Origin of the sequence: Mycobacterium sp. EPa45, assembly GCF_001021385.1 — a bacterium.
GTDB lineage: Bacteria > Actinomycetota > Actinomycetes > Mycobacteriales > Mycobacteriaceae > Mycobacterium.
This window is the reverse complement of sequence record NZ_CP011773.1, coordinates 2295391-2318447: the sequence shown is the minus strand read 5'-3', so window position 1 is coordinate 2318447 and position 23057 is coordinate 2295391. Positions and strand designations below refer to the sequence as shown.

Sequence of the window (23057 nt, the reverse complement as noted above, 5' to 3'; positions counted from 1 at the left end):
GACGGGTCACGATCAGGCGACGACTCGCGAACGTTTTGCACATCGGCATGCAAACTTGGCAACTGCTATATACTGACGTCTACGTCACCTAGCTGCATAGTTCGAGGTATCACGATGCGCTATCAAATAATTGCCCGACGCACATCACCATCGCATAGCGACGACTATCGCCACGTCGTCGAAGTGCAGTATCGAGTCGACGGCGACATCAAGACCTGCAAGCGCGAGCAGATGGTCAACCGCCTCGGCCGCGGGCACACGGCCTATATCGCAGGCGAGAACCACCACTCCGAAGTCGGCGTCTTCGACCTGTTTCAGTCCAAGGCCCTGCGCCGGGCCAAGTATTTGCGAAGCTACGGCCACGACGACCACTGGAACGACAGCCTGTTGCAGCTGCCGACGTTCTGACGCCCTGCCCCAAAGGGCTCAGGCCAGATAGTCGGCGGGCAGCTCCTGCAGCATCATCTTCACCATCCGGACCGCGTACTCCGAACTACCGCCGCCCACGATCAGCGCCGCAAACGCCATGTCGCCGCGATAGCCGGCGAACCACGCGTGCGAGCCGCCTTGGAACTCCGCCTCCCCCGTCTTACCGCGCACGTCGCCGGCATCGTTGATGTCCTTCGCGGTGCCGTTGGTCACCACCAGACGCATCATGGGGCGCAGGCCGTCGAGCATGGCCGGCGAAATCGGCGGATGGTCACCGCTCTCAGCGGTCTGGCTCCCGACGATCAGGTGCGGGCTGGGCGTCTTGCCCGCGGCCACGGTTGCGGCCACCAGCGCCATCCCGAACGGAGTGACCAGGACCTTGCCCTGGCCGAAGCCGTCCTCGGTGCGTTCGGCGAGGTTGACCGTCGGCGGCACCGTTCCGGTGACGGTCGTCAACCCGTCGATCGTGTAGTCCGGGCCGATGCCGTACTGCGAGGCGGCCACGGTCAGCGCGGTCGGGGGCATGCGGCTGGCGAGTTCGGCGAATGTGGTGTTGCACGAGTTCGCAAACGCCTTGGACATCGGGACCGTGCCGAGGTCGAACTTGTTGTAGTTCGGGACGGTTCGATGGCCGATGTCGATCTCACCCGGGCAGCCCAGCAGGGTGTTGGGGGTGGCCATATTGCGATCGATGGCTGCTCCGGCGGTGACGATCTTGAAGGTCGAACCTGGCGGGTACAGACCCGTCGTGGCGGCCGGCCCGTCGGCGTCGGCCGCCGCGTTCTGCGCGACACCGAGGATCTCACCGGTCGAGGGCTTGATAACCACCAGCATCGCCTTGCGGCCCTGGGTGTCGACGGCGTGCTGGGCGGCGTTCTGCACCGAACGGTCCAGCGTGATCGAGATCGACGGCGCGGGGGTTGGCGCCACCTCGTGCAGCACATCGATGTCGGCGCCGTTCTGGTTGACGCTGACCACTCGCCAGCCCGCTTCTCCGTCGAGCTGGTCGATCACCGCCTTCTTCACCTGACCGATGACGGCCGGGGCGAAGTGCTCGTCGGTGGGCAACAGGTCAGCCTGTGGGGTCACGACGACGCCCGGAAGCAGGTCCAGCGCCTGAGCGACCTTGTCGTGGTCGACGGGCTTCAGCGTGACCAGGTCGAGCGGGGCGCTCGACGAGCTGGCCTGCTCGGCGAGGCGCTGTGGGTCCAGGGTGTTGTCGAACTGTCGCAGTTGGTCGGCGATCACCCGTGAGGTGGACATCAACGCGGCTCCGGCCTTGGCGGCGTCGAGCTGATAGCGGTAGAGGTTGGCCGGGGCGAGTACGTCCGTGCCGCCGAGCTCGTTGACCGACGCCCGCCGCGGCGCATCGGCGCGCAGCGAGAAGTGTTGGTGCTCACCGAGTTTGGGATGAAGTCCGGTGGGGGTCCAGCGCACGCGCCAGTTGCCCTCGTCGCGGATCATCTGCAGCACGCCGTCGTAGGTCCAGGTCCGCTTCTTGGGCAGCTGCCAGGTGAAGCGGTAGTTCACGCTGCCGGTGTCCTCGGTATAGCGCGAACCCAGGATCTGGGCGTCGAGGTGAGTCGCCTGCAGCCCAGCCCACGCTTCGTTGAGCGCAGCTTGCGCATCAGCCGGTTTGTCGGAGAGCTGGGCCGCGGACGCGGTGTCCCCCTTGGTGAGGTCGGCGAAGTACTTCTCCGCAGCCGGCCCCGGCCCGTCAGGGCGCGGGGTGCACGCCGACAACGTCGCCGATGCCGCCACCACCGCCAACACCGCGATGACGCCTGTGACTCGTGTTGCTAATGAGGTGCAAGTAGCCATTGGGGCAAATGTTATGAGCCCGTGACCCGAAAGTGCCGCAAACACACCGGGGCTCAACGGCGAACGTCGAGTTGATGCAGTCAAACGTCGGTAAGAGCGACATCAACCCGACGTTCGACGCCTCACGTGACCGCGGCCAACGAGTACTGCTTGGCCCAGGCGACTTCCATCGTTGCACCGGCAGCGATGTCAGGACCCATCGTGTCCAACTGGATGCACAGGTGCATGGCGCCGGGCGGGAACTGCGACTTGTTGGTCGAAGTGAACAGCGGCACCCCGTCGACATAGGTGGTGATCTGTGTCGATGTCCACTTCACCGCGTAGGTGTGCCACTGCGTCGCGTCGACCGCCAAGCTGGTCCCGACCTGCTTGTTGGAGGGGCCGTAGTGCAGAACGGAGTTGACCGTCTGGCGAGCCGGGTCGTTCCACATCTCCATGAAGTCGACCTCGCCGCCCTTGGGCCAGTTCTCGGCGTCGGGCCACAGCAGCAGTACGGGATCGTAGTTGGTGGCGCCCGCGGGTACGCGCAGACGCACCTCCCAGCCGCCGTACTTCTGGCCCGGCATCCACGCGATGCCCTCGTCATTGCCCTGCGCGTCCCCGGTGATGGTCATGATGCCGTTGGCGAACGACAACGCGGTCGGCGTGCGTGTGCCTTCCGGATGAGTCCCGGTATAGACCGACCATCCGGACAGCACCGAGGCGTCGGTGAAGTACGTGGTGCGCGTCGGGGCTCCCCAGGTGCCGGGACCCGTGCGCGGCGCCGCCGTTCCGGTCGACCCGGCCGCGGTCGTAGCGGCCGCGGACAACGAGGTTTGGACCTGTTTGAAGAACGCGTTGACAGCAGCGCTCACCATGGCCATCGGGTTGGGAAGCGGCGACGTCACCGGTACGTCGGGCTTGGCGGTGGTGGCACCGGCCGACGACGGCGTCGCCGGCGTCGTGGTTGTCAGAACCCCGGCGCGAAGGGTCGGCGACGACGCCGCGGCACCGGCCGGCGTGGCGGCCGATCGCGTCGACGGATTACCGGGCGCCGCAGCCTTCGCCGGCCGCGCCGAACGGGCCTTCACCGGGCCGGCCGAATCCCGCGGAGCCGAATGCGCGGACGGCGACGATCCCGAACCCGATGAGGTGTCAGCAGCGGCGGCGCCGGCCCCGGACAGAATTGCCGCACCGATCCCGAGCGCCGCGACCGCGCCGCCGGTCCATCCCGCAGATATCGCCGGCGTGAAAGAGTCTCGCCCCATGTTTCCCCCTACCCCACTAACGCGGCATGGGGCGCCACAACGGCGGTCACCCCGACACCGGCCTCTGTGGGCACGACGTCGTCGCGCCAACAACATAACGTGAAGTGACGCCGAGAAAAGCCAACTCGCGCAAGTCTTTTGAGCGGAGACACTGTTCGCGGCCGGTCAGAGGACCGACGCCAACGAATACTCCTTGACCCAGGCCACCTGCATCTGGGCTCCGGCCGAGATGTCGGGACCAAGCATGTCCAGCTGGATGGCCAGATGCATTGGGCCGGGCGGGAACGTCGAGGTGTCCTTCGTGGTGAAGATCGGCGTGCCGTCGACGTAGGTGGTGATCTCCGTGGGCGTCCACTTCACCGCGTAGGTGTGCCATTGGGTGGCGTCCACCGTCATGGTCGCGCCGGCCTGTTGATTGGTCGACGAGTAGTGCAGAACCGAGTTCACGGCCTGCCGGGACCCGTCGCCCCAGATCTCCATGAAGTCGATTTCGCCTCCGGTAGGCCAGTTTTCGGCGTCCGGCCAGAGCAGCAGCACGGGGTCGTAGTTGGGCGCACCCGCAGGAATCTTGACCCGCACCTCCCACCCGCCGTACTGCTGGCCGGGTCCCCACGCGATGCCCGCGTCGTTGCCTGCCGCGTCACCGGACAGCGTCATGACGCCGTCGGCGAACGAGATCTGGTTGGGTGTCCGGTTGCCGTGCTGGGTTGTGCCGTTGTAGACCCACCAGTCCGACAGCACCGACCAGTCGGTGAAAAACGCGGATCGTGTTGGCGTGCCCCATGTCCCGACACCTCCCGGATCACCGGGGGGTGTGATGAGACCGGTCACCTTCGCAGTGAGACTTGCCGTCGACCCCCATCCGGGAACCAGCAGTCCAATCAGTCCGTGGTACTGCCCGGGCGTGGCGTCGCTGACCGACGCGGTGAAGATATCGCCGCTCGAGGGGACGAAGCCCGCGCCGGGTGTGTAGGTGAACTCGCCGCTGCTGTCGATCGCCACCGTCCCGTCGGCCGCAGTGCTCACGGTGTACTTCAGCGCGTCTCCGTCGGCGTCGCTGCCGACGACCTGTCCGGTGATCGTGCCGTCGCCATTGATCACGTTCTTAGACGCGTCGTAATAGATCGTCGGTGTGCGGTTGAAGAATGTGACCTGGATCTGCCGGATGATCGCATCGAGGAACCCCAGCGGATTCGGAACCGCCGAAGCGCTGTTGGTCGACGTCGCCCTCGCCGTCGGCTGCGCTGCTGCCGCCGTCGCGGTAGCGCTGATTTCAGGCACCGTCGGAGCTTTGAGGCGACGTCCTGTCGACCCGACGGCCGCCGGCGGCGCGGCAGAGCGTCGGCTAGTTGCCACCGCTTTCTTCTGCGGCCCGCGCACGGACGCGCTCGCGGCGGTGCCCGATGACGCCGGATTGGTATGGGCAGAGCCGGATTTCGACGGCGACGATGCCGCCGAGCCGTCGTCGGCGGCCGCGATGCCGCATCCCACGGTGATCGAGGCACCGAGCCCCACGGCCATCAGCGCACCGGCCACCCAGCCCGAGCATGGCAAACCGGAAACAGGACCCCGCATGTCGACCCCCCGACTCGACAACGCGAGCAGGCCGCAAACCGCGCGGACACCCGCGAACTCCCCGACACAGACGCGACTTTCGGCGCGTAACACCCATGTTAAGCGGGAGTGGGACGATCGCGTTTCAGATCGAGCAAATCGGCGTGGCGCACGCTCAGTCGAGCAGGACGGTCGCGAACGTGCCGACCTCGGCGAAGCCCACCCGGGCGTAGGCCGCGCGGGCAACCTCGTTGAAGCTGTTGACGTACAAGCTTGCGATCCGTCCACTGTTGACGACGGCGGCGGCCACGGCCGCCGTGCCTGCGGTGCCGAGCCCACGGCCGCGCCACTCCGGGTGCACCCACACGCCCTGGATCTGACCGACCACCGGAGATTGCGATCCCACCTCGGCCTTGAACACGACCTGGCCGTGCTCGAAGCGGGCATAGGCGCGGCCCGCTGCGATCAGACTGGCGACCCGGCGGCGGTACCCCCGACCGCCGTCGCCGATCCGCGGATCAATGCCGACCTCACCGATGAACATGTCGATCGCGGCCACCAGGTAGGCGTCGAGCTCGTCGACCCGCACCCGCCGCACCGCCGGGTCGATCCGGGACGACGGCGCCACACCGAGGGCCATGAGTGGTTGGCGATCGCGGACGTCGCGGGCCGGTCCCCACGCGTGTTGCAGGCGGTCCCACATCGGCAACACCAATTCGGCCCGGCCGACCAGAGACGAGCAGCGCCGCGCGGTACTCATCGCCTTATCGGCGAACGCATGCAGGTCGGGTTGCGCGCCGCGCAGCGGGATCAGATTGGCCCCCGCGTAACACAGCGATTCCTCAGCGCGCCGCCGCGTCCACAGCTCTCCGCCGATCGCCTGGGGTTCGACTCCGTGGTCGGCGACCCGTGCTGCCACCATGCAGGAGCCGACAGGATCGTCGGCGAGCACGCGGCTCACCGCCGCAGCGTCACGAGCAGGAGACACCCGTCGTTCGTCGACCAGACGAAACAGTGGCGGAGCCGACATGGGCGTTACTTTCTGCGGAGTGAAAACCCCAGCGGGTTACGCCATCAGCTTACGGTCACGACGGGCGAACCGCTGGCAGATGTGCCGGTGTCACGCTGGGCTTCACCTATCTCGGAGGCCAGTCTCATGGCCTCTTCGATCAGCGTCTCGACGATCAGCGCCTCGGGCACCGTCTTGATGACTTCGCCCTTGACGAAAATCTGTCCCTTGCCGTTGCCCGACGCCACGCCGAGATCGGCCTCGCGCGCCTCGCCCGGCCCGTTGACGACGCAGCCCATGACGGCCACCCGCAGCGGCACATCGAGACCGTCCAGACCGGCCGACACGGCGTTGGCCAACGTGTAGACGTCGACCTGGGCCCGCCCGCACGAGGGGCAGGACACGATCTCGAGACCGCGCGGTCGCAGGTTCAGCGACTCCAGGATCTGGATGCCGACCTTGACCTCTTCGACCGGCGGGGCCGACAGCGAGACGCGGATCGTGTCACCGATCCCCCGCGACAGCAGTGAGCCGAAAGCGACGGCCGACTTGATGGTGCCCTGAAACGCCGGCCCGGCCTCGGTCACGCCGAGGTGCAGTGGGTAGTCGCACTTTTCGGCGAGCTGCTCGTAGGCGGCCACCATGACCACGGGGTCGTTGTGCTTGACGCTGATCTTGATGTTGCCGAAGCCGTGTTCCTCGAACAGCGAGGCTTCCCACAGCGCGGACTCGACGAGCGCTTCCGGGGTGGCCTTGCCGTACTTATCCATGAAGCGCTTGTCCAGCGATCCGGCGTTGACGCCGATGCGGATCGGGATGCCCGCCGCTCCTGCCGCCTTGGCGACCTCGCCCACCCGGCCGTCGAACTCCTTGATGTTGCCGGGGTTCACGCGCACGGCCGCGCAGCCCGCGTCGATCGCGGCGAAGATGTACTTCGGCTGAAAGTGGATGTCCGCGATCACCGGGATGTTGCTGTGCTTGGCGATCTCGGACAACGCGTCGGCGTCCTCCTGGCGCGGGCAGGCCACTCGGACGATGTCGCAACCGGCAGCGGTCAACTCGGCGATCTGCTGCAGCGTCGAGTTGACGTCGTGGGTCTTGGTGGTGCACATCGATTGCACCGAGATCGGGTAGTCGCTGCCGACGCCGACATCGCGCACCATCAGCTGGCGGGTCTTTCGACGCGGCGCCAGCACGGGCGCCGGCGGGGCGGGCATGCCCAGGCCTATGGAAGTCACTACTTCATCTCCAACATTGCGGGCGGCTACTGGAACAGCCGGATCGGATTGACCAGGTCGGCGGTGACGGTCAACAGCATGTAGCCGACCACCACAACCAGGATCACGTAGGTGGCGGGCATCAGCTTCAGGTAATTGACCGGCGCCGCGGCGACCTTGCCGCGCGCCGATCGGACGAGGTTGCGGATCTTCTCGAACACCGCGATCGCGATGTGGCCGCCGTCGAACGGCAGCAACGGCACCAGGTTGATCGCACCGAGCACGAAGTTCAGCTGGGCCAGGAAGAACCAGAACGCCACCCACAGCCCGTGATCGACCGTGTCGCCGCCGATGATGCTGGCGCCCACGACGCTGATGGGGGTCTCGGGATCACGCTCGCCGCCGCCGATGGAGTGCACCAGCGCACCGACCTTGGTCGGAATCTTCGCCAGCGACTTGCCCAGTTCGACGGTCAGATCACCGGTGAAAGTGAACGTCGCCGGGATGGCGGTCAAGACGTTGTACTGCGCGGGCGGGAACGTCGCCGCGGCGATACCGACGGCGCCGACGTTGGTGGGCACCGGCTCGGCACCCTTCTCCTTGGCGACGAGGCGCTGGGTGGCGGTGACATCAACGGTGGTGGTGAACTCACGAGTGGCACCGTTTTCGGTGCGCTGCACGACGAACGGCGTCGGTCCGGCGGCCTTGCGCACGGCGGCGACCATCTCGTCGAAGTTCTTCACCTCGGTGCCGCCGACCTTGAGAACGACGTCGCCGGGCTTGATGCCGGCCAGGGCCGCCGGGCCGGGACCGGCGCAGTCGGCGAGCTTGTCCTTGCTGACTTGTGGTGCGACACACGATGTTTCGCCCACGACGGCGGTGGTCGGCGCGTGCAGGTTGGGCAGACCCCACACGACGGCGATCCCATAGATCAGCACCAGTCCGATGATGAAGTTCATCGCCGGCCCGGCGAACAGCACCGCCACCCGCTTCCAGGTGTCCTGCTTGAACATCGCGTACGGGCGCTCTACTGGGGTGAGTTCCTCCACCGACGTCATGCCGGCGATATCGCAGAAGCCGCCCAGCGGGACGGCCTTGACGCCGTACTCGGTGGATCCGAGCTTGTTGGGCCGGTGCGTCGACCACAGCGTCGGTCCGAAGCCCACGAAGTAGCGGCGAACCTTCATTCCGGTCGCGCGTGCCACCCACATGTGACCGCACTCGTGCAGGGCCACCGAGATGAGGATGCACAATGCGAACAGCGCGATGCCGATAACGAACATCATCGGATTGAAGCGACCTCCTGTGTGACGGCCTCGCGAGCCCGCTGCCGTGCCCAGCGCTGCGCGTCAAGTACTTCTTCCACGGTAGCTGGTTCGGCGGCCCACTGGTCTGCGGCGTGCAGCACGTCAGCGATTGTCCGCACGATGGCCGGGAACCGGATCTTTCCGTCGAGGAAGGCCTCGGCGGCCTCTTCATTGGCGGCGTTGTAGACCGCGGTCAGGCAGCCGCCGCTCTGTCCCGCGTGCCGGGCCAGGTCGACGGCGGGGAACACCGACGCGTCGAGCGGCTCGAACTCCCAGGTCGAGGCCTTGGTGAAGTCGCAGGCCGCGGCTGCGGCCGGCACCCGATCCGGCCAGCCGAGCGCCAGCGAGATCGGCAGCTTCATGTCCGGTGGGCTGGCCTGCGCGATCGTGGAGCCGTCGGTGAACGTCACCATGGAGTGCACGATCGACTGCGGGTGCACCACGACTTCGATGCGCTCGTAGGGCACGGCGAACAGTAGGTGCGTCTCGATCAGCTCCAGGCCCTTGTTGACCAGCGACGCCGAGTTCAGCGTGTTCATCGGCCCCATGTTCCAGGTGGGATGGGCGCCGGCCTGCTCGGGTGTGACGGGCTCGAGCTGGGCAGCCGACCAGCCGCGGAACGGGCCGCCCGAGGCGGTGAGCACCAATTTGGCCACCTCGCCGGCGGTGCCGGAGCGCAGACACTGGGCCAGCGCCGAGTGCTCGGAGTCGACCGGCACGATCTGACCGGGACGCGCGGCCTTGACGACCAGCGGTCCGCCGGCGACCAGCGATTCCTTGTTGGCCAGGGCCAACCGGGCGCCGGTGGCCAGCGCTGCCAGGGTGGGCTTCAGTCCCAGCGCGCCGACCAGGGCATTGAGCACGACGTCGGCTTGCGTGGTCTCGATCAGCCGGGTGACCGCATCGGGCCCGCTGTAGGTCACATCGCCGACCTTCTCGGCCGCTTCGGGATCGGCGACGGCGATGTTGGTCACACCGGTTTCAGCGCGCTGCCGGGCCAGCAGGTCCGGATTTCCGCCGCCGGCGGCCAGACCGACGACTTCGAAGCGGTCCGGGTTCTCGGCGATGACCTCCAGGGCCTGGGTTCCGATGGAACCGGTGCTGCCCAGGATCAGGACCCGGAGACGGTTGGCGGCGCTCACCTCTCAATTGTGCCGCGTGCGGTCCGCAATGCCGGCATCGGCGATGAGTCGGGGCGTCACATCTGCTCCCGATTGCGCGTCCGCCCGACTATGACGCGTTTGTGACCCCGGCCCGGGTACACCCGTCCGCGCCGTGGAGCGTGCCGAATTGCCTGTGCATTGCCGATACGACCGGTCGACCGACTGGCACAGATTCACACGACAAGGGAGTCACCTATGGCATTTCACCGCACCGTTCTGAGCGCCGCCGGCCTGACGGCGGCCGCCGTAGTCCTCGCGGGCTGCTCGTCGACCGGTACAACGGCGCAATCGTCGAGCAGCTCGGCGTCGAGCAGCTCGTCGGCTGCCACCTCAACGACCACCACCTCGGCGGCCGCCGCACCTGCCGGCTCACTCGTCGGCCCCGGCTGCGCGAGCTACGCCGAGCAGGTGCCCACCGGACCCGGGTCCGTGGCCGGCATGTCGAAGGACCCGGTGACGGTGGCCGCCAGTAACAATCCGCTGCTGAAGACGCTGACATCGGCGCTCTCGGGCAAGCTCAACCCGAACGTCAACCTGGTGCGGACGCTCGACAGCGGGCAGTTCACGGTGTTCGCTCCGACCGACGACGCGTTCGCCAAGATCGATCCCGCCACCATCGAGAAGCTCAAGACCGACTCGAACCTGTTGACCTCGATCCTGACGTACCACGTGGTTCCGGCGCAGGCCAGTCCGGCTCAAGTTGTCGGGCAGCACAAGACCGTCCAGGGCGCGACGGTCACGGTGACCGGAGCGGGCAACGACCTGAAGGTGAATGACGCCAACGTGGTGTGCGGCGGTGTCCAAACGGCCAACGCCACCGTCTACCTCATCGACACGGTGCTGATGCCGCCGGCCCAGTAACCCTGCACCACGTTGACGACCCTCCACAGATCAGCAACGTCGCGCTGAACCTCTTCCAGCGCAACGCATTACGAAAGGAACGATCGAATGTCCATGAAGGTAACCAAGAAGGCGGGCTCCCTGGCCGGCATCTCCCTGGCCGCGGTGTTGGGCCTCTCGGTGGGATTGGCACCCAGCGCGGCGGCCGACAACCACACCGGTCCGGTTGGCCCGGGTTGTGCAGCGTATGCCCAGCAGGTGCCGACCGGCCCCGGTTCGGTCAGCGGCATGTCCATGGCACCGGTAGCCGTTGCGGCGTCCAACAATCCGATGCTGACCACCTTGACGGCCGCCCTGTCCGGCAAGCTGAATCCCGAGGTCAACCTCGTGGACACCCTCAACGGCGGCCAGTTCACCGTCTTCGCACCGACTGATGCCGCCTTCGCGAAGATCGATCCGGCCACCATCGATCAGCTCAAGACCAACAAGGACTTGCTGACCTCGATCCTGACCTACCACGTGGTGCCCGGCCAGGCGGCACCGAATCAGGTGGTCGGCACCCACAAGACGGTCCAGGGCGCGGAGCTGACGGTCACCGGTTCGGGCGATCACCTCCAGGTCAACGGCGCCAACGTGGTGTGCGGTGGCGTGCGGACCGCCAACGCCACGGTGTACTTGATCGACACGGTGCTCATGCCGCCGGCGCAATAAGCCCCCGCGGGACCCGCACGTCAGCCGGCTTCGTCGATCGAAAGCTCCGGCGGCGTGCGGGTCAACCCCCGGGTGAGCACCAGCAGATAGATGATGCCGATGCCCAACCAGCTCAGGCCGAGTATCAATGCCTTCTCGTCGAGTTGGGTCAGCAGGTAGACGTCGATGATGACGCCGAGCGCCGGCAGCAGCACGTAGCGCCACGGGTTGAGCCGGTCGGCGCGGTGGCGGGCGAAATAACCGATGACCGCCACGTTCACCAGAGCGAACGCGGTGAATGCACCGAAGTTGATGAACGACGTCGAGGTGGCCACGTCGAGGAAGATCGCCGCCAGGCCGATGAAGCCGACCAGCACGATGTTGGCCGCCGGCGTGTGGAAGCGCTCGAGGATCATCGCGAACACCCGCCGGGGCAGCACTCCGTCGCGGCCCATCGCGTAGAGCAGCCGGGACACCGCCGCCTGTGCCGCCAACCCGGAGGTGAACTGGCCGAGGATCAGCGCCGCCAGGAACACCGCACCGAACACGCTGCCGCCGATGGTCTTGGCGATGTCTTCGGCGAGGGAGTCGACGTTGTCGAAGGTGCCCCCCGGCGACACCAGCGTGACGAAGTACGAGACGACCACGAAGATCGCACCGCCGATCAGCGCAACCAACACGATCGCCCGCGGGATGGTCTTCTCCGCGTCGTAGGTTTCCTCGGTCAGGGTGCTCACGGCATCAAAACCCAGGAACGAATACGCCGAGACCGCGGCACCGGCCGCGATCGCCGTGAAACCGCCGGCACCCGTGAAAGGCGTTGCGGAGATCAGTGTTTCAGAGCTCGAAACCAGGTGCGCGATCGACAGCGCGACGAATATCACCAGTATGAGCAGCTGGAAGGTCATCAGCACGAAGTTGGTGCGGTCGGCGACCTTGAGGCCGATGATATTGAGCGCCGAGGTGATGATGATGAACGTGACGATCCACACCCAGAACGGCACACCCGGGAACTGACCCGTCAGATACGCCCCGCCGATCAGCCAAATGACCAGCGGTAGGAACAGGTAATCCAGCAGGATCGCCCAGCCGACAACGAATCCGAGCCGGGCGTCGAGGGACTTGCGTACGTAGGTGTACGCCGAGCCGGAGACCGGGTAGTGCTTGGCCATCAGGCCGTAGCTCAGGGCGGTGAACAGCATCGCCACCGTGGCCAGCAGGTAGGAGCCGGCGCTCGCGCCATTGGACTTCTCGGCGATCACACCGAAGATGCCCAGAACGATGATCGGCGCCATGTAGGCCAGGCCGAAGAGCACGACCGAGTGCAGCTTCAGAGTCTTCTGCAGTCCATGGGGATGTGCCGGGTGCGCCTCGCTGTTGATGGCCACGCATAGCTTCTGCCCCGACAGGGCAGCATGGAAACATGCCGACCCTGCTGTGGTTCCGCCGCGATCTCCGCCTGCACGACCTGCCCCCCGTGCTGGAGGCAGCCAACGACGGGTCCGACGTTCTGGCCTGCTTCGTGCTGGATCCCCGGTTGGAGAAATCGTCGGGTCCCCGGCGGTTGCAGTTCCTCGGAGATTCGTTGCGCGCATTGTCCGATGCCCTCGACGGCCGGCTGCTGATCACCCGAGGACGGCCCGAGGAGCGAATCCCGTTGTTATGCAATCAGATTGATGCCAGCGAGGTCCATGTCTCGGCCGATTTCAGCCCGTTCGGAGTGCGGCGCGACGAGGCGGTGAGCGCGGCATTGGCCGGCGCAGGTGCCACGCTGCAGGCCACCGGTTCCCCGTATCTGGTCGCACCCGGCCGCGTCACGAAGGACGACGGAACGCCGTACAAGGTGTTCACGCCATTCCTCGCCAAGTGGCGTGAGGTCGGCTGGCGGAAACCCGCGCCGTCGGCGACCGCGAACGTGAACTGGATCGACCCGGCGGGGCTGCCGTCGAAGTTGCGGGTCGATGCCCCCAACCCAGGCGCCGACCTGGATCTCGAAGCCGGCGAAGCCGCCGCGCTCGCGGGGTGGGCCGATTTCGTCGACTCCGGTCTGGCCGACTACGCCGCGGACCGCAACCGTCCGGACAAGCCGGGCACCAGCCGCATGTCAGCGCACCTGAAGTTCGGCACGATCCATCCCCGGACGATGGCCGCCGATCTGAGCTTTCGCGCCCAGGGTCCGGCCACGTATCTGCGCGAGCTGGCGTTCCGCGACTTCTATGCAGCGGTGCTGCGCCAGTGGCCGGACAGCGCCTGGTGGAACTGGAACCGCAACTTCGACGCCATCGAGGTGGACACCGGCCCGCAGGCCAAGAAGGCATTCGAGGCCTGGAAGGAGGGCCGCACCGGGTTTCCGATCGTCGACGCGGGGATGCGCCAGCTGCGGGAGTCGGGGTTCGTGCACAACCGGGTGCGAATGATCGTGGCGTCGTTCTTGGTGAAGGACCTGCACGTGCCGTGGCAGTGGGGCGCGCAGTGGTTCCTGGAACAGCTCGTCGACGGCGACATGGCCAACAATCAGCACGGCTGGCAGTGGTGCGCGGGGTCGGGCACCGACGCCGCACCGTACTTCCGAGTGTTCAACCCCACGACGCAGGGTCAGAAGTTCGACCCGAACGGCGATTACGTGCGGCGCTGGGTGCCGGAGCTGGCCGACGTCGGCGACGTCCACAAGCTCAAGGGTGGTCCGCCGCCCGGTTATCCGGAGCCGATCGTCGACCACTCCGTCGAGCGCGCCGAGGCCTTGCGGCGCTATGGCCAGATCGGCTGAGCCGGCGCTGACCGGGTGTGCCAGAATTACCGCAATTGCCGATCTGAGACAGGAGCCGCAATGGTCAGCACCGAGGTGGAGCGCTACACAGAGGTCGATCCGGCCGACGTACCCTCGGCAGCCTGGGGCTGGAGCAAGATCAACCCGCGCACCTGGCACGCTCTCGGCATCTTCGTCACGATCTTCCTGCTGGCGATGCTGAAGGGTAACCACGTCGGCCACGTCGAGGACTACGTGCTGATCGTGTTCGCGGTCCTGGTGTTCGGCGCCACCGTGCGCGACTGGTGGGGTCGCCGCCGCGGCTGGATCCGCTAGCCTGCCGCGCCGACATCGACGATTTGTAGCGATCTACTCGTATTTCTCCGGCGAAATGCCGGTTTGGGCGGGTGGTTACCCGCTGGCGGCGAGCTGACCGCAAGCCGCGGCGATCTCGCGGCCCCGGGTGTCACGTACGGTGCACGACACCCCCTGAGCCCGAACCCGGCGGACGAACTCGCGTTCCACCGGCTTGGGGCTGGCATCCCACTCGCTGCCCGGTGTCGGGTTGAGCGGTATCAGATTGACGTGCGCCAGCGGGCCGAGCGCCCGGTGCAGCTGCTTGCCCAGCAGGTCGGCCCGCCAACCCTGGTCGTTGACGTCGCGGATCAGGGCGTACTCGATCGACACCCGCCGGCCGGTTTCGTCGGCGTAGTAGCGGGCCGCGTCGAGCACTTCGCTGACCTTCCAGCGGTTGTTCACCGGCACCAGGGTGTCGCGCAGTTCGTCGTCCGGCGTGTGCAGCGACACCGCCAGCGTCACACCGAGATGCTCGTCAGCGAGCTTGCGGATCGCCGGCGCCAGCCCGACCGTCGACACGGTCACCGACCGGGCCGAGATCCCGAAGCCTTCCGGTGCCGCGGCCGTGATGCGCTGCACCGCGGCCAGCACCCGCGCGTAGTTGGCCAGCGGCTCGCCCATGCCCATGAACACCACGTTCGAGAGGCGCTCACCGAACTCGTCGCGTGACGTCACCGCCGCCGCCCGCACCTGCTCGAGGATCTCGGCGGTGCTCAGGTTGCGGGTCAGCCCGCCCTGGCCGGTCGCGCAGAACGGGCAGGCCATGCCGCAGCCGGCCTGCGACGAGATGCACACCGTGGTGCGATTCGGGTAGCGCATCAGCACCGACTCGAAGGTGGTGCCATCGTGGGCGCGCCACAACGTCTTTCGGGTCTCCCCCGAGTCGCATTCGATCTCGCGGGCCACCGAGAGCAGCTGCGGGAACAAGGCATCGGCGACGGCATCGCGCACCGCGGCAGGCAGGTCCGTCATCTGCTGCGGGTCGGCGAGGAGGCGACCGTAATACTGCTGCGCGAGCTGCTTGGCCCGAAATACCGGCAGGCCGAGGTCGGCCACCGCGGCCGCGCGGCCGCCGGCGTCGAGGTCGGCGAGGTGCCGCGGGGGTAACCCACGCCGCGGTGGCTCGAAGACCAGCTCTTGCTTCATTGATTCCAGTATCGCGGACGCTGGTGCTATGCCAGCAGCGTCAGCACGATCCAGCCGGCGACCGCCGACGGCAGCATGGCGTCGATGCGGTCCATGATCCCGCCATGGCCCGGCAGCAGCGTCCCCATGTCCTTGATGCCCATGTCACGCTTGACCTGCGACTCGACCAGGTCGCCGAGGACGCCGGTGATCACCAGCATCAGTCCGAGCGGCAGGCCGACCCAGGCGGGCTTGTGCAGCAGGAACGTGACGGAAAGCACGGCTGCGGTGATGCCGAACAGCAGCGAGCCGCCGAGCCCCTCCCAGGATTTCTTGGGGCTGATGGCCGGGGCCAGCAGATGCTTGCCGAACAGCACGCCCGCGATGTATCCGCCGATATCGGCGAAGACGACGGTGGCGATCACGATGAAGACCCGGGCGCCGCCGTTGTCCTGGAAGATCAGCAGCGCGGTGAAGCTCGCGAACAGTGGCACCCAGGTGGCCAGCAGGACCGTGGCGGCGATGTCCCGCAGATAGTTCACCGGCTGCTCTCGCAAGCCTTGGCCGACGAGCCGCCAGACCATCGAGACCACGATCGTGCCGCCGTAGGCGCCCAGGGTTCCGGCGACACCCCACGGCCAGGCCAACCAGATCATTGCCTGACCACCGAGCAGCAGCGGCACGACCGGCATCGCATAGTCGTGCTCTCGGAGCCGGCGAACAACCTCATGGGTGGCGATCGCGATCGCGATGGCCAGCAAGGGCAGCCACCATTTCGGTGCGAACAGCAGGCTGCCGATCGCCATCGCGCCGAGCACGACGCCAACGGCGATCGCGGCGGGCAGGTCACGCCCGGCGCGCGAGCTCTTGGGCGCTGGCTGCGCGGCCGCGCCGCCGGTATCGGTCTCCGCCACTTCGATGCGTTGCTGAAAGGTGGCTACACCTCCAGCAATTCGCCTTCCTTGTGCTTGACCAACTCGTCGATCTGGCCGACGTAGGTGGCCGTGGCCTTGTCCAGATCCTTCTCCGCGCGCCCGACCTCATCCTCGCCGGCCTCGCCGTCCTTGCGGATGCGGTGCAGTTCCTCCATGGCGCGACGCCGCACGTTGCGCACCGACACCTTGGCGTCCTCACCCTTGGACTTGGCCTGCTTGACCAGATCGCGGCGACGTTCCTCGGTCAGCTGAGGGATCGACACCCGAATGATGTTGCCGTCGTTGGTGGGGTTCACACCCAGATCCGAGTTGCGGATCGCGTCCTCGATAGCGCGCAGCTGCGTGGCCTCGTAGGGCTTGATGACGACCATCCGCGCCTCGGGCACGTTGACGCTCGACAGCTGCGTGATCGGCGTCGGCGACCCGTAGTAGTCGACGACGACGCGCGAGAACATCCCGGGGTTGGCTCGACCGGTTCGGATGGACGCCAGGTCGTCGCGGGCAACCGCGACGGCCTTTTCCATCTTCTCCTCGGCATCGAAGAGAGCCTCTTCAATCATCTAGTGGTCCTCCTCAACCGCTGACCAGAGTTCCGATCTTCTCACCTGCGACCGCCCGGGCGATATTCCCGTCGGTGAGCAGGTTGAAGACCAGGATCGGCATTCCGTTGTCCATGCACAAACTGAACGCAGTGGCATCGGCCACCTGAAGCCCGCGGTCGATTACCTCACGGTGGCTGATCTCGGTGAGCATCTCGGCGTTCGGGTTCTGCCGCGGGTCGTCGGTGAAGACACCGTCGACGGCCTTGGCCATCAGCACGATGTCGGCGCGGATCTCCAGCGCGCGCTGGGCGGCAGTGGTGTCGGTGGAGAAGTACGGAAGGCCCATACCGGCGCCGAAAATCACCACCCGTCCCTTTTCCAGGTGACGGACCGCGCGCAGCGGGATGTAGGGCTCGGCGACCTGCCCCATGGTGATGGCGGTCTGAACCCGGGTCACGATGCCTTCCTTCTCCAGGAAGTCTTGCAGCGCAAGGCTGTTCATCACGGTGCCGAGCATGCCCATGTAGTCCGACCTGGTGCGTTCCATCCCGCGCTGCTGCAGTTGCGCGCCGCGGAAGAAGTTGCCGCCACCGATCACGACGGCGACCTGCACGCCGCTGCGCACCACCTCGGCGATCTGGCGGGCCACCTGGGCGACCACGTCGGGATCCAGCCCGACCGATCCGCCGCCGAACATCTCCCCGCCGAGTTTGAGCACCACCCGCCGGAAATTCGGGCGGATCTCCCGCGAATGCGTCGCCTCGCCACCGTTGTTGCTGGCCGTCTCCCCCATCAGACTCCTCGGACTAGTCGGGCTCCTGGCATGAGAGTGCCATCCCGGCGACATTCGGGACGGCACTTCCATCCTGCCTCATCGCCGAAGGTGCCGATTTCCCGGGCTGTGCCTGGTTCGCACGTCACCACAGCACTGCGATACCCGCCGCCGCAAGCGATAAGACACCCACCGATACGAAGACCGCACGCGGTACCGGCTCGCCGGTGCGCCGCTGCCGGGCGTTGCCCATGCCGAGCATGCCGCCGATCACGACGAGAATGACCAGCTTGACCCCAATTTTGGGATAGTTCAAGACAATTCCGGCGGGCCACGGCGCGGCCAGCGCCACCCCGGAGAGCAACGACACCAGCAGCCCGTAGTCCATCAGCCGGGTGGTGCGAAACCGCCGGGCCGCCGCCTCGGCCGCCCACGCGCCGAACGTGGCCGCGAACCCGACGATGTGCACCAGTACAACTACGTGGCGTAGTAGCTCCATGGCGGTGAGCCTACGACACCGCCTCGACCGTCAGCAGCAATATCAGGCCAGGTGAGCCGAGAGCAGCCACGCCGGCATCGACTTGCGGCCCTTCGGCTCGTCGCGCAGATCGCCGCCGGCGAACTCAACCATGTGCGCCATCTCTTCGGGCACGTTGGCGTGGATGCGCGCAGGGCGGATGTCGTCGATCACCCAGTACGGCTCGACCGCGGCGCGCAGCTCCTCGGCGGTCACCGGATGCGCAGGCCCGTTGGCGGGCATGCTGTCGGCATTGAAGACCAGCACGTAGTAGGACGCGCCGGGCGCGGCGGCCCGCACGATCGAGCGCTGATAGCCATCACGGAGCTCGACGGGCATCGAGTGGAACAGCGTCGAGTCGACGATGGTGCCGAATCTGCCGTCGTAGCCGCCGAAGTCGCTGATATCGGCGACCTCGAAACTGGCATTGGTCAGCCCACGCCTGGCCGCCTCGGCCCGGGCGAGGTCGATCGCCGTCGGCGAGAGGTCCAGTCCGACGGTGGTGAAACCACGCTCGGCGAGATAGATCGAGACCGCGGCCTCCCCGCACCCGGCGTCGAGGACGTCGCCGTGGAACTTGCCCTGCTCGATGAGGGCCGCGATTTCGGGTTGCGGCTCGTCGATACTCCAGGGCGGGCGAAAGCCCTCGAATTCCGGAGCCGACTGACGGTATGCCGAATCAAAGAGATCCTCTGTGCTCATACCTCCAGAATTATCAACCGGCTTGATATATGTCAATATGATTGACATGGGTGGAGGCCACGACGAGCCGCTGGGTTATCTGCTGCACCGGGTGGCCTCGGCACTGCGCGCCGAAGTGAGCGCCACCGCACTCGAACCGCTGGGCCTGTCGTTCCCCCAGTACATCTGCATGCGGATCCTGTCCCGCTTCCCCGACCGCTCCAATGCCGAGCTGGCCCGCGACACCGGGGTCTCGCCGCAGGCGATGAACATGGTGCTGCGCAGCCTCGAAGACCGCGGGCTGGTCGTCCGTCCGGACAGCGTGGCATCGGGACGGTCGTTGCCCGCCAAGTTGACTCGCTCCGGTGTGGAAACCCTGGAGCGCACCGACGCGGGTGTCCGTGCCGCCGAGGGCCGGCTGATGTCGGGGCTCAGCACCGAGCAGCGGCGAGAATTCCGAAAGATTCTCGCCGCCCTCGGCTAGCTCTCCAGCTGCGGTCGGTCAGTCGGCGCGGATCTCGTGATGCTCGGTGGTCTGCCAGCCACCGGCGATGTCACCGTGATGGGCATGGCAGGCCTTCGGCGGTGACGGCGGCAGGTCCAGCGCCGGATTCCCATCGAAGAACCCGATGGGCTTGAGGTGGAATCCCGCATACGCGCACGGCATCACCGGCCAGTCCTCCGGCCGCACGATGTGATGGGCGCCCAGGGTGTACCAGAGGACCACATCGGTGTCCTGCAGCGGCGCATCGTCGGCCACGTACTGCGGCAGCCCCTGCGCCTCGGCGCACTGATACATGTAATCCCCGGCGGCGAACTTCTCCGCCGGGTCGTACTTGGTCACCCACAGGTTGTGCTGGACGAACTTCGCCCGGTCGTAGATGTAGGAACCCTCCTGCACCATCACCGGAACGATCTCGCGCGGCACCAGCTTGTAGCCGACCTGGTCGCCGAGCTCATTCTTCTTCGACGGGTTGGTCACCTTCCAGTACCGGCCGGTGCCCCAGTTCCAATCCCTGGCACCCTCGGCTTCCGATGCCACCAGCGTGTCCTTGGTGATCCACGCGTTCTTGTGTGGGTTCAGCTCGGGATCGGGCTCCGGAATCGAATCCACCTCGTACACGCTGTTTTTCGGACCGTCGACACTCATGTCGAGCCGGAAGTTGAAGAAGTGCTGGTGGTTCGGGCCGTAGATGCCGGGTGCGACGAGCTTGCCCCAGCGGGGCGATTCGCCGTCCTCGACCGCACCCGTCGTGAGCACTCCGGAGAGCTTGACCTCCATCTCGATCGACGCGTCGTTGTACAGGTACCAGAAGAACCCGTACTCGTAGTTGCCCACCGTGCAGATCATCGAGATCACCAGTCGCCGCGACCGGCGCACCTCCACTTCGCCGGTGCGGAAATCGGTATGCTTCCAGGAGATTCCGTAGTCCTCCTCGTGCATGCAGATCGCATTCGGAATCGTGACCGCGTTGCCGTCCGAGTCGTGCACGGTGCCATCGAAGTAGAAGATCTCGCCCAGGCAGTCACACCCCAGCGTCAGCGGGTTGGCCGAGAAGCCCATGCCGACCTCGCCCATGTCGAAGACGTTCTTGTTCCAGTGCGTCGGCGAGGTGTCCCCGTAGGGCACCACCATCTCCGACAGCGCGGCCCGGTACATGATCGGCCGGACGGTCCCCCGATCGTTGTAGGTGATCTCGTGCAGCGTCAGCCCCTCGCGCGGGTTGAAGCCGACCCGAAGAGACCACTTCTGCCACTGCACCTTCCAGCCGTCGACGGTGAAGCTCGGGCCGTCAGGCTGCGTGATCTCAATGGGTTTGACGTCGTCGCGGAACGCGGTGAACGCGGGGCGGTTGTCCTTGTCGAACATGAACTGCGCCGAGTAGTTGCCCGCCTTGGGTGGCAGCGGCACCACGCCGTGATCCTCGACATCGATCACCTTCATGGCGTCGAGATCGAACGTGACGATCACGCCTTCGACCGGGCGCGCGTAACCGTGCTCGGATGGCGCGGCCCGCATGAACGTCAGCGGACGGCAGATCAGCGGTGAGTTGTCGTAATGGTCCGCTGCGCCGTAATAGCCCGCCGGCCAAGGGTCGATCATCGCGAGGTTGAAATCGGTGATGCCGCGCTTGCGCATCGCCTCCTGCCACCGCGGGTCGGCGCGCACCACCTCCTCCACCCCCGTCATGTGTTCGACCAGATAGGACGGGAAGCGACCGGGGATCGCGGTCCACGACTCCACCACTCGGGCGCCGATGTCCACCACCGACTCGTAGACCAACTTGGCGGCCGCGTCGTACATCGTGATGAACGCCCGCCGGGGCACATCGCTCATGGACTCAAACGTCAACTGCGCGTTCTTGTCCGGCTCGGCGAGCTGAATCATGACGAATTTCAACGTAGGGGTGGCATATTCGGATTCTTTGACGACGTTGGCCGCGGCTTCGATCTCAGCACCCGACAGCGGGTCGAGAGGGTAACCGGCACGGTCGTCGGTAGTCGCCGTGCTCAGCACGGTGCTGTCCATCGTCATTCGGGTTAAACCGCCTCAGGGCTGGGTGTTTCGGACTTCTTGAGATCCAGCACGGCCAGATGGGCCAACGCGTCTTCCTGGGTCATCTTGTGCGCCGAGCGCCGGCCGAAGATATAGACGACCACGCCGAGCAGGAACATTCCGGTAGCGATGCTGCCGGTCCACATCATCCAGGTGCCGTCCGGCACATCCTTGATCCACGACTTGGCGAACGAGTAGTAGACGCCGCCGATGGTGCCCAGGGTGCCGATGGCCACGGTGACCCAGACGCCGACCATCCCGCCGGGAATACGCCAGAACTTCTCGGCGGCATAGCGATCGGCGTATTTCTTGCGAGCGATGATGACCGGGAACAAGAAGAAGAACCCGGAGATCAGCCAGGCGATGGACAGACCACCCTGCAGGAACACCGTGACGTTGGCCATGCTGCTCTGCGAGTACAACCCGACGATCAGCAGCGAGGACAGCACGCCCTGGATCAGCACAGCGGTGACCGGGTTACGGGTTCGCGGGTTGAGGTGGGTGAAGATTCGCGGCAGATGACGCTCCAGGCCGGAGACGAAGATCAGTCGCGAATAGGTGACCTGGTAGCTCATCAGCGCCACGAACACGATGCAGGCCAACACGACCGCGGCGACTTCCATCACGCCCTTGGGCGCGGCCGTGCCGAGCATGCCGATCACGCCGGTGACCGGGTCGACCTGGTCGGCCGGGAGCACCATCACGGTGCCGAGCGTGGTCAGCAGGTAGATCAGGACCAGCGCGATCGAACCGTAGACCACCATCTTCGGGCCGCTCTTGCGCACGGACAGGAACTCCGCACCCATGTTGTACGGCGTCTCCACACCGACGAGGTACAGCAGCACGGTGCCGTACAGGAAGCCCGCGCCGGCGAAGTCGGGCACCAGGGCGGCGTGCGCGGTGAACGGCTGGGCCGACCCGTTGCGGAACGCATAGATGACACCCGAGACGAAGATGACGGCGGTCAGTGCCCAGTACACGACGAAGACGATGTTCATGATGCGTTGGTTGGCAGCGAGTTTGGCCAGCGCCAAACCGATCACGGCCCACAGCAGCGCCACCTGCAAGATGATCGTCAGCGTCAGGCCGAGTTCGGCGTGGAAGGCCAGCAGCAGGAACTGCAGGATGATCGCCGGCGATGATGCGGAGTTGAGCACCACCGGGATCCATGACAGGTAACCGCCGATGAATCCCCATGTCTCGCCCATGGTTCGGGTTGCCCAGATGTACACCCCACCTTCACCCGGCCACAGGTTGCCGAGCTCGGCGACCGCCATGCCCGCGGGAATCAGAAAGGTGAGGATGCCGAGGATCCACATCGGGATGGCGGTCCAGCCCCCGGCGGCCATGATCGACGAGCCGGTGATCCAGCAGATGATGAAGACGTAGGTGGCGGTGAGACCGAAGGTCGTCATCACCTTCGGCAGCACCTGCTCGGGGACCAGCTCTGTGGTCAGCAGCTTGTCACGCCCGGCCGACGCCGGCGCGTCCATTTGTTGCGTCATACGTGTGACTCCCAATCCCGGTAGGGGCAGTTGAATTCCGCTT

Annotated in this window: 22 protein-coding genes; 6 read left to right on the top strand and 16 right to left on the bottom strand. The window is 66.3% G+C overall.

The window, feature by feature from the left end:
* The first annotated feature begins 114 nt into the window (after window positions 1-114).
* Window positions 115-408, top strand: a complete 294-nt coding sequence (locus AB431_RS11005) for a DUF3892 domain-containing protein (RefSeq protein WP_082135636.1) — start codon at window positions 115-117, stop codon at window positions 406-408.
* An 18-nt stretch (window positions 409-426) separates the two neighbouring features.
* On the opposite strand, the gene AB431_RS11000 is transcribed toward AB431_RS11005, so the two are convergent.
* The 7 genes from AB431_RS11000 to dxr form a co-directional block, all read right to left on the bottom strand.
* A complete protein-coding gene (locus AB431_RS11000; RefSeq protein WP_047329944.1) occupies window positions 427-2250 on the bottom strand; it encodes a penicillin-binding transpeptidase domain-containing protein in 1824 nt (607 codons plus the stop codon).
* A 122-nt stretch (window positions 2251-2372) separates the two neighbouring features.
* On the bottom strand, window positions 2373-3497 hold the full coding sequence (locus AB431_RS29525) for a family 16 glycosylhydrolase (RefSeq protein WP_052960259.1): 1125 nt from the start codon (window positions 3495-3497) through the stop codon (window positions 2373-2375).
* Between the two features lie 165 nt (window positions 3498-3662).
* On the bottom strand, window positions 3663-5072 hold the full coding sequence (locus AB431_RS29520; RefSeq protein ID WP_082135634.1) for a family 16 glycosylhydrolase: 1410 nt from the start codon (window positions 5070-5072) through the stop codon (window positions 3663-3665).
* A gap of 154 nt (window positions 5073-5226) precedes the next feature.
* Window positions 5227-6081, bottom strand: a complete 855-nt coding sequence (locus tag AB431_RS10985; protein ID WP_047329943.1) for a GNAT family N-acetyltransferase — start codon at window positions 6079-6081, stop codon at window positions 5227-5229.
* Window positions 6082-6125: 44 nt separating this feature from the next.
* Window positions 6126-7277: a flavodoxin-dependent (E)-4-hydroxy-3-methylbut-2-enyl-diphosphate synthase gene (gene ispG, locus AB431_RS10980; RefSeq protein ID WP_047329942.1), complete on the bottom strand. Its 1152-nt coding sequence runs from the start codon at window positions 7275-7277 to the stop codon at window positions 6126-6128.
* 47 nt (window positions 7278-7324) lie between these two features.
* Window positions 7325-8563, bottom strand: a complete 1239-nt coding sequence (locus AB431_RS10975; RefSeq protein ID WP_047329941.1) for an RIP metalloprotease — start codon at window positions 8561-8563, stop codon at window positions 7325-7327.
* The gene (gene dxr, locus AB431_RS10970) at window positions 8560-9726 is read right to left on the bottom strand and encodes a 1-deoxy-D-xylulose-5-phosphate reductoisomerase (RefSeq protein ID WP_047329940.1); all 1167 of its coding nucleotides are present in this window, start codon (window positions 9724-9726) and stop codon (window positions 8560-8562) included. The genes AB431_RS10975 and dxr overlap by 4 nt, the downstream gene beginning before the upstream one ends.
* Before the next feature lie 216 nt (window positions 9727-9942).
* On the opposite strand from dxr, the gene AB431_RS10965 reads away from it, so the two are divergent.
* Window positions 9943-10608: a fasciclin domain-containing protein gene (locus AB431_RS10965; protein ID WP_047329939.1), complete on the top strand. Its 666-nt coding sequence runs from the start codon at window positions 9943-9945 to the stop codon at window positions 10606-10608.
* Between the two features lie 93 nt (window positions 10609-10701).
* Window positions 10702-11298, top strand: coding sequence for a fasciclin domain-containing protein (locus AB431_RS10960; RefSeq protein WP_047329938.1), 597 nt, complete (start codon window positions 10702-10704; stop codon window positions 11296-11298).
* 20 nt (window positions 11299-11318) lie between these two features.
* Here the strand turns inward: AB431_RS10960 and AB431_RS10955 are convergent, their stop codons facing one another.
* Complete coding sequence (locus tag AB431_RS10955) at window positions 11319-12665, bottom strand: APC family permease (RefSeq protein ID WP_235435880.1); 1347 nt, start codon at window positions 12663-12665, stop codon at window positions 11319-11321.
* A gap of 35 nt (window positions 12666-12700) precedes the next feature.
* Here AB431_RS10955 and AB431_RS10950 point away from each other — a divergent pair, with 35 nt between their 5' ends.
* Together AB431_RS10950 and AB431_RS10945 are read left to right on the top strand one after the other, a co-directional pair.
* Complete coding sequence (locus tag AB431_RS10950) at window positions 12701-14044, top strand: deoxyribodipyrimidine photo-lyase (RefSeq protein WP_047329937.1); 1344 nt, start codon at window positions 12701-12703, stop codon at window positions 14042-14044.
* 60 nt (window positions 14045-14104) lie between these two features.
* Window positions 14105-14359, top strand: a complete 255-nt coding sequence (locus AB431_RS10945; RefSeq protein ID WP_047329936.1) for a DUF2631 domain-containing protein — start codon at window positions 14105-14107, stop codon at window positions 14357-14359.
* A 75-nt stretch (window positions 14360-14434) separates the two neighbouring features.
* Here the strand turns inward: AB431_RS10945 and rlmN are convergent, their stop codons facing one another.
* From rlmN to AB431_RS10915, 6 genes are all read right to left on the bottom strand, one after another.
* Window positions 14435-15526: a 23S rRNA (adenine(2503)-C(2))-methyltransferase RlmN gene (gene rlmN / locus AB431_RS10940; RefSeq protein ID WP_047329935.1), complete on the bottom strand. Its 1092-nt coding sequence runs from the start codon at window positions 15524-15526 to the stop codon at window positions 14435-14437.
* 26 nt (window positions 15527-15552) lie between these two features.
* On the bottom strand, window positions 15553-16419 hold the full coding sequence (locus AB431_RS10935) for a phosphatidate cytidylyltransferase (RefSeq protein ID WP_082135633.1): 867 nt from the start codon (window positions 16417-16419) through the stop codon (window positions 15553-15555).
* A 23-nt stretch (window positions 16420-16442) separates the two neighbouring features.
* A complete protein-coding gene (frr, locus tag AB431_RS10930) occupies window positions 16443-17000 on the bottom strand; it encodes a ribosome recycling factor (RefSeq protein ID WP_047329933.1) in 558 nt (185 codons plus the stop codon).
* Window positions 17001-17013: 13 nt separating this feature from the next.
* Complete coding sequence (gene pyrH / locus AB431_RS10925) at window positions 17014-17775, bottom strand: UMP kinase (protein WP_047329932.1); 762 nt, start codon at window positions 17773-17775, stop codon at window positions 17014-17016.
* Window positions 17776-17899: 124 nt separating this feature from the next.
* Entirely contained in the window at window positions 17900-18253 is a 354-nt protein-coding gene (locus AB431_RS10920) for a hypothetical protein (protein WP_047329931.1), read from the bottom strand.
* A gap of 42 nt (window positions 18254-18295) precedes the next feature.
* A complete protein-coding gene (locus AB431_RS10915) occupies window positions 18296-18973 on the bottom strand; it encodes a class I SAM-dependent methyltransferase (RefSeq protein WP_047329930.1) in 678 nt (225 codons plus the stop codon).
* 46 nt (window positions 18974-19019) lie between these two features.
* Between AB431_RS10915 and AB431_RS10910 the strand changes: the two genes are divergently transcribed.
* On the top strand, window positions 19020-19436 hold the full coding sequence (locus tag AB431_RS10910; RefSeq protein WP_047329929.1) for a MarR family winged helix-turn-helix transcriptional regulator: 417 nt from the start codon (window positions 19020-19022) through the stop codon (window positions 19434-19436).
* 18 nt (window positions 19437-19454) lie between these two features.
* Here AB431_RS10910 and AB431_RS10905 read toward each other — a convergent pair whose 3' ends face one another.
* Window positions 19455-21488, bottom strand: coding sequence for a primary-amine oxidase (locus tag AB431_RS10905; protein ID WP_047329928.1), 2034 nt, complete (start codon window positions 21486-21488; stop codon window positions 19455-19457).
* Between the two features lie 5 nt (window positions 21489-21493).
* Window positions 21494-23014: an APC family permease gene (locus tag AB431_RS10900; protein ID WP_047329927.1), complete on the bottom strand. Its 1521-nt coding sequence runs from the start codon at window positions 23012-23014 to the stop codon at window positions 21494-21496.
* Between the last annotated feature and the right edge of the window lie 43 nt (window positions 23015-23057).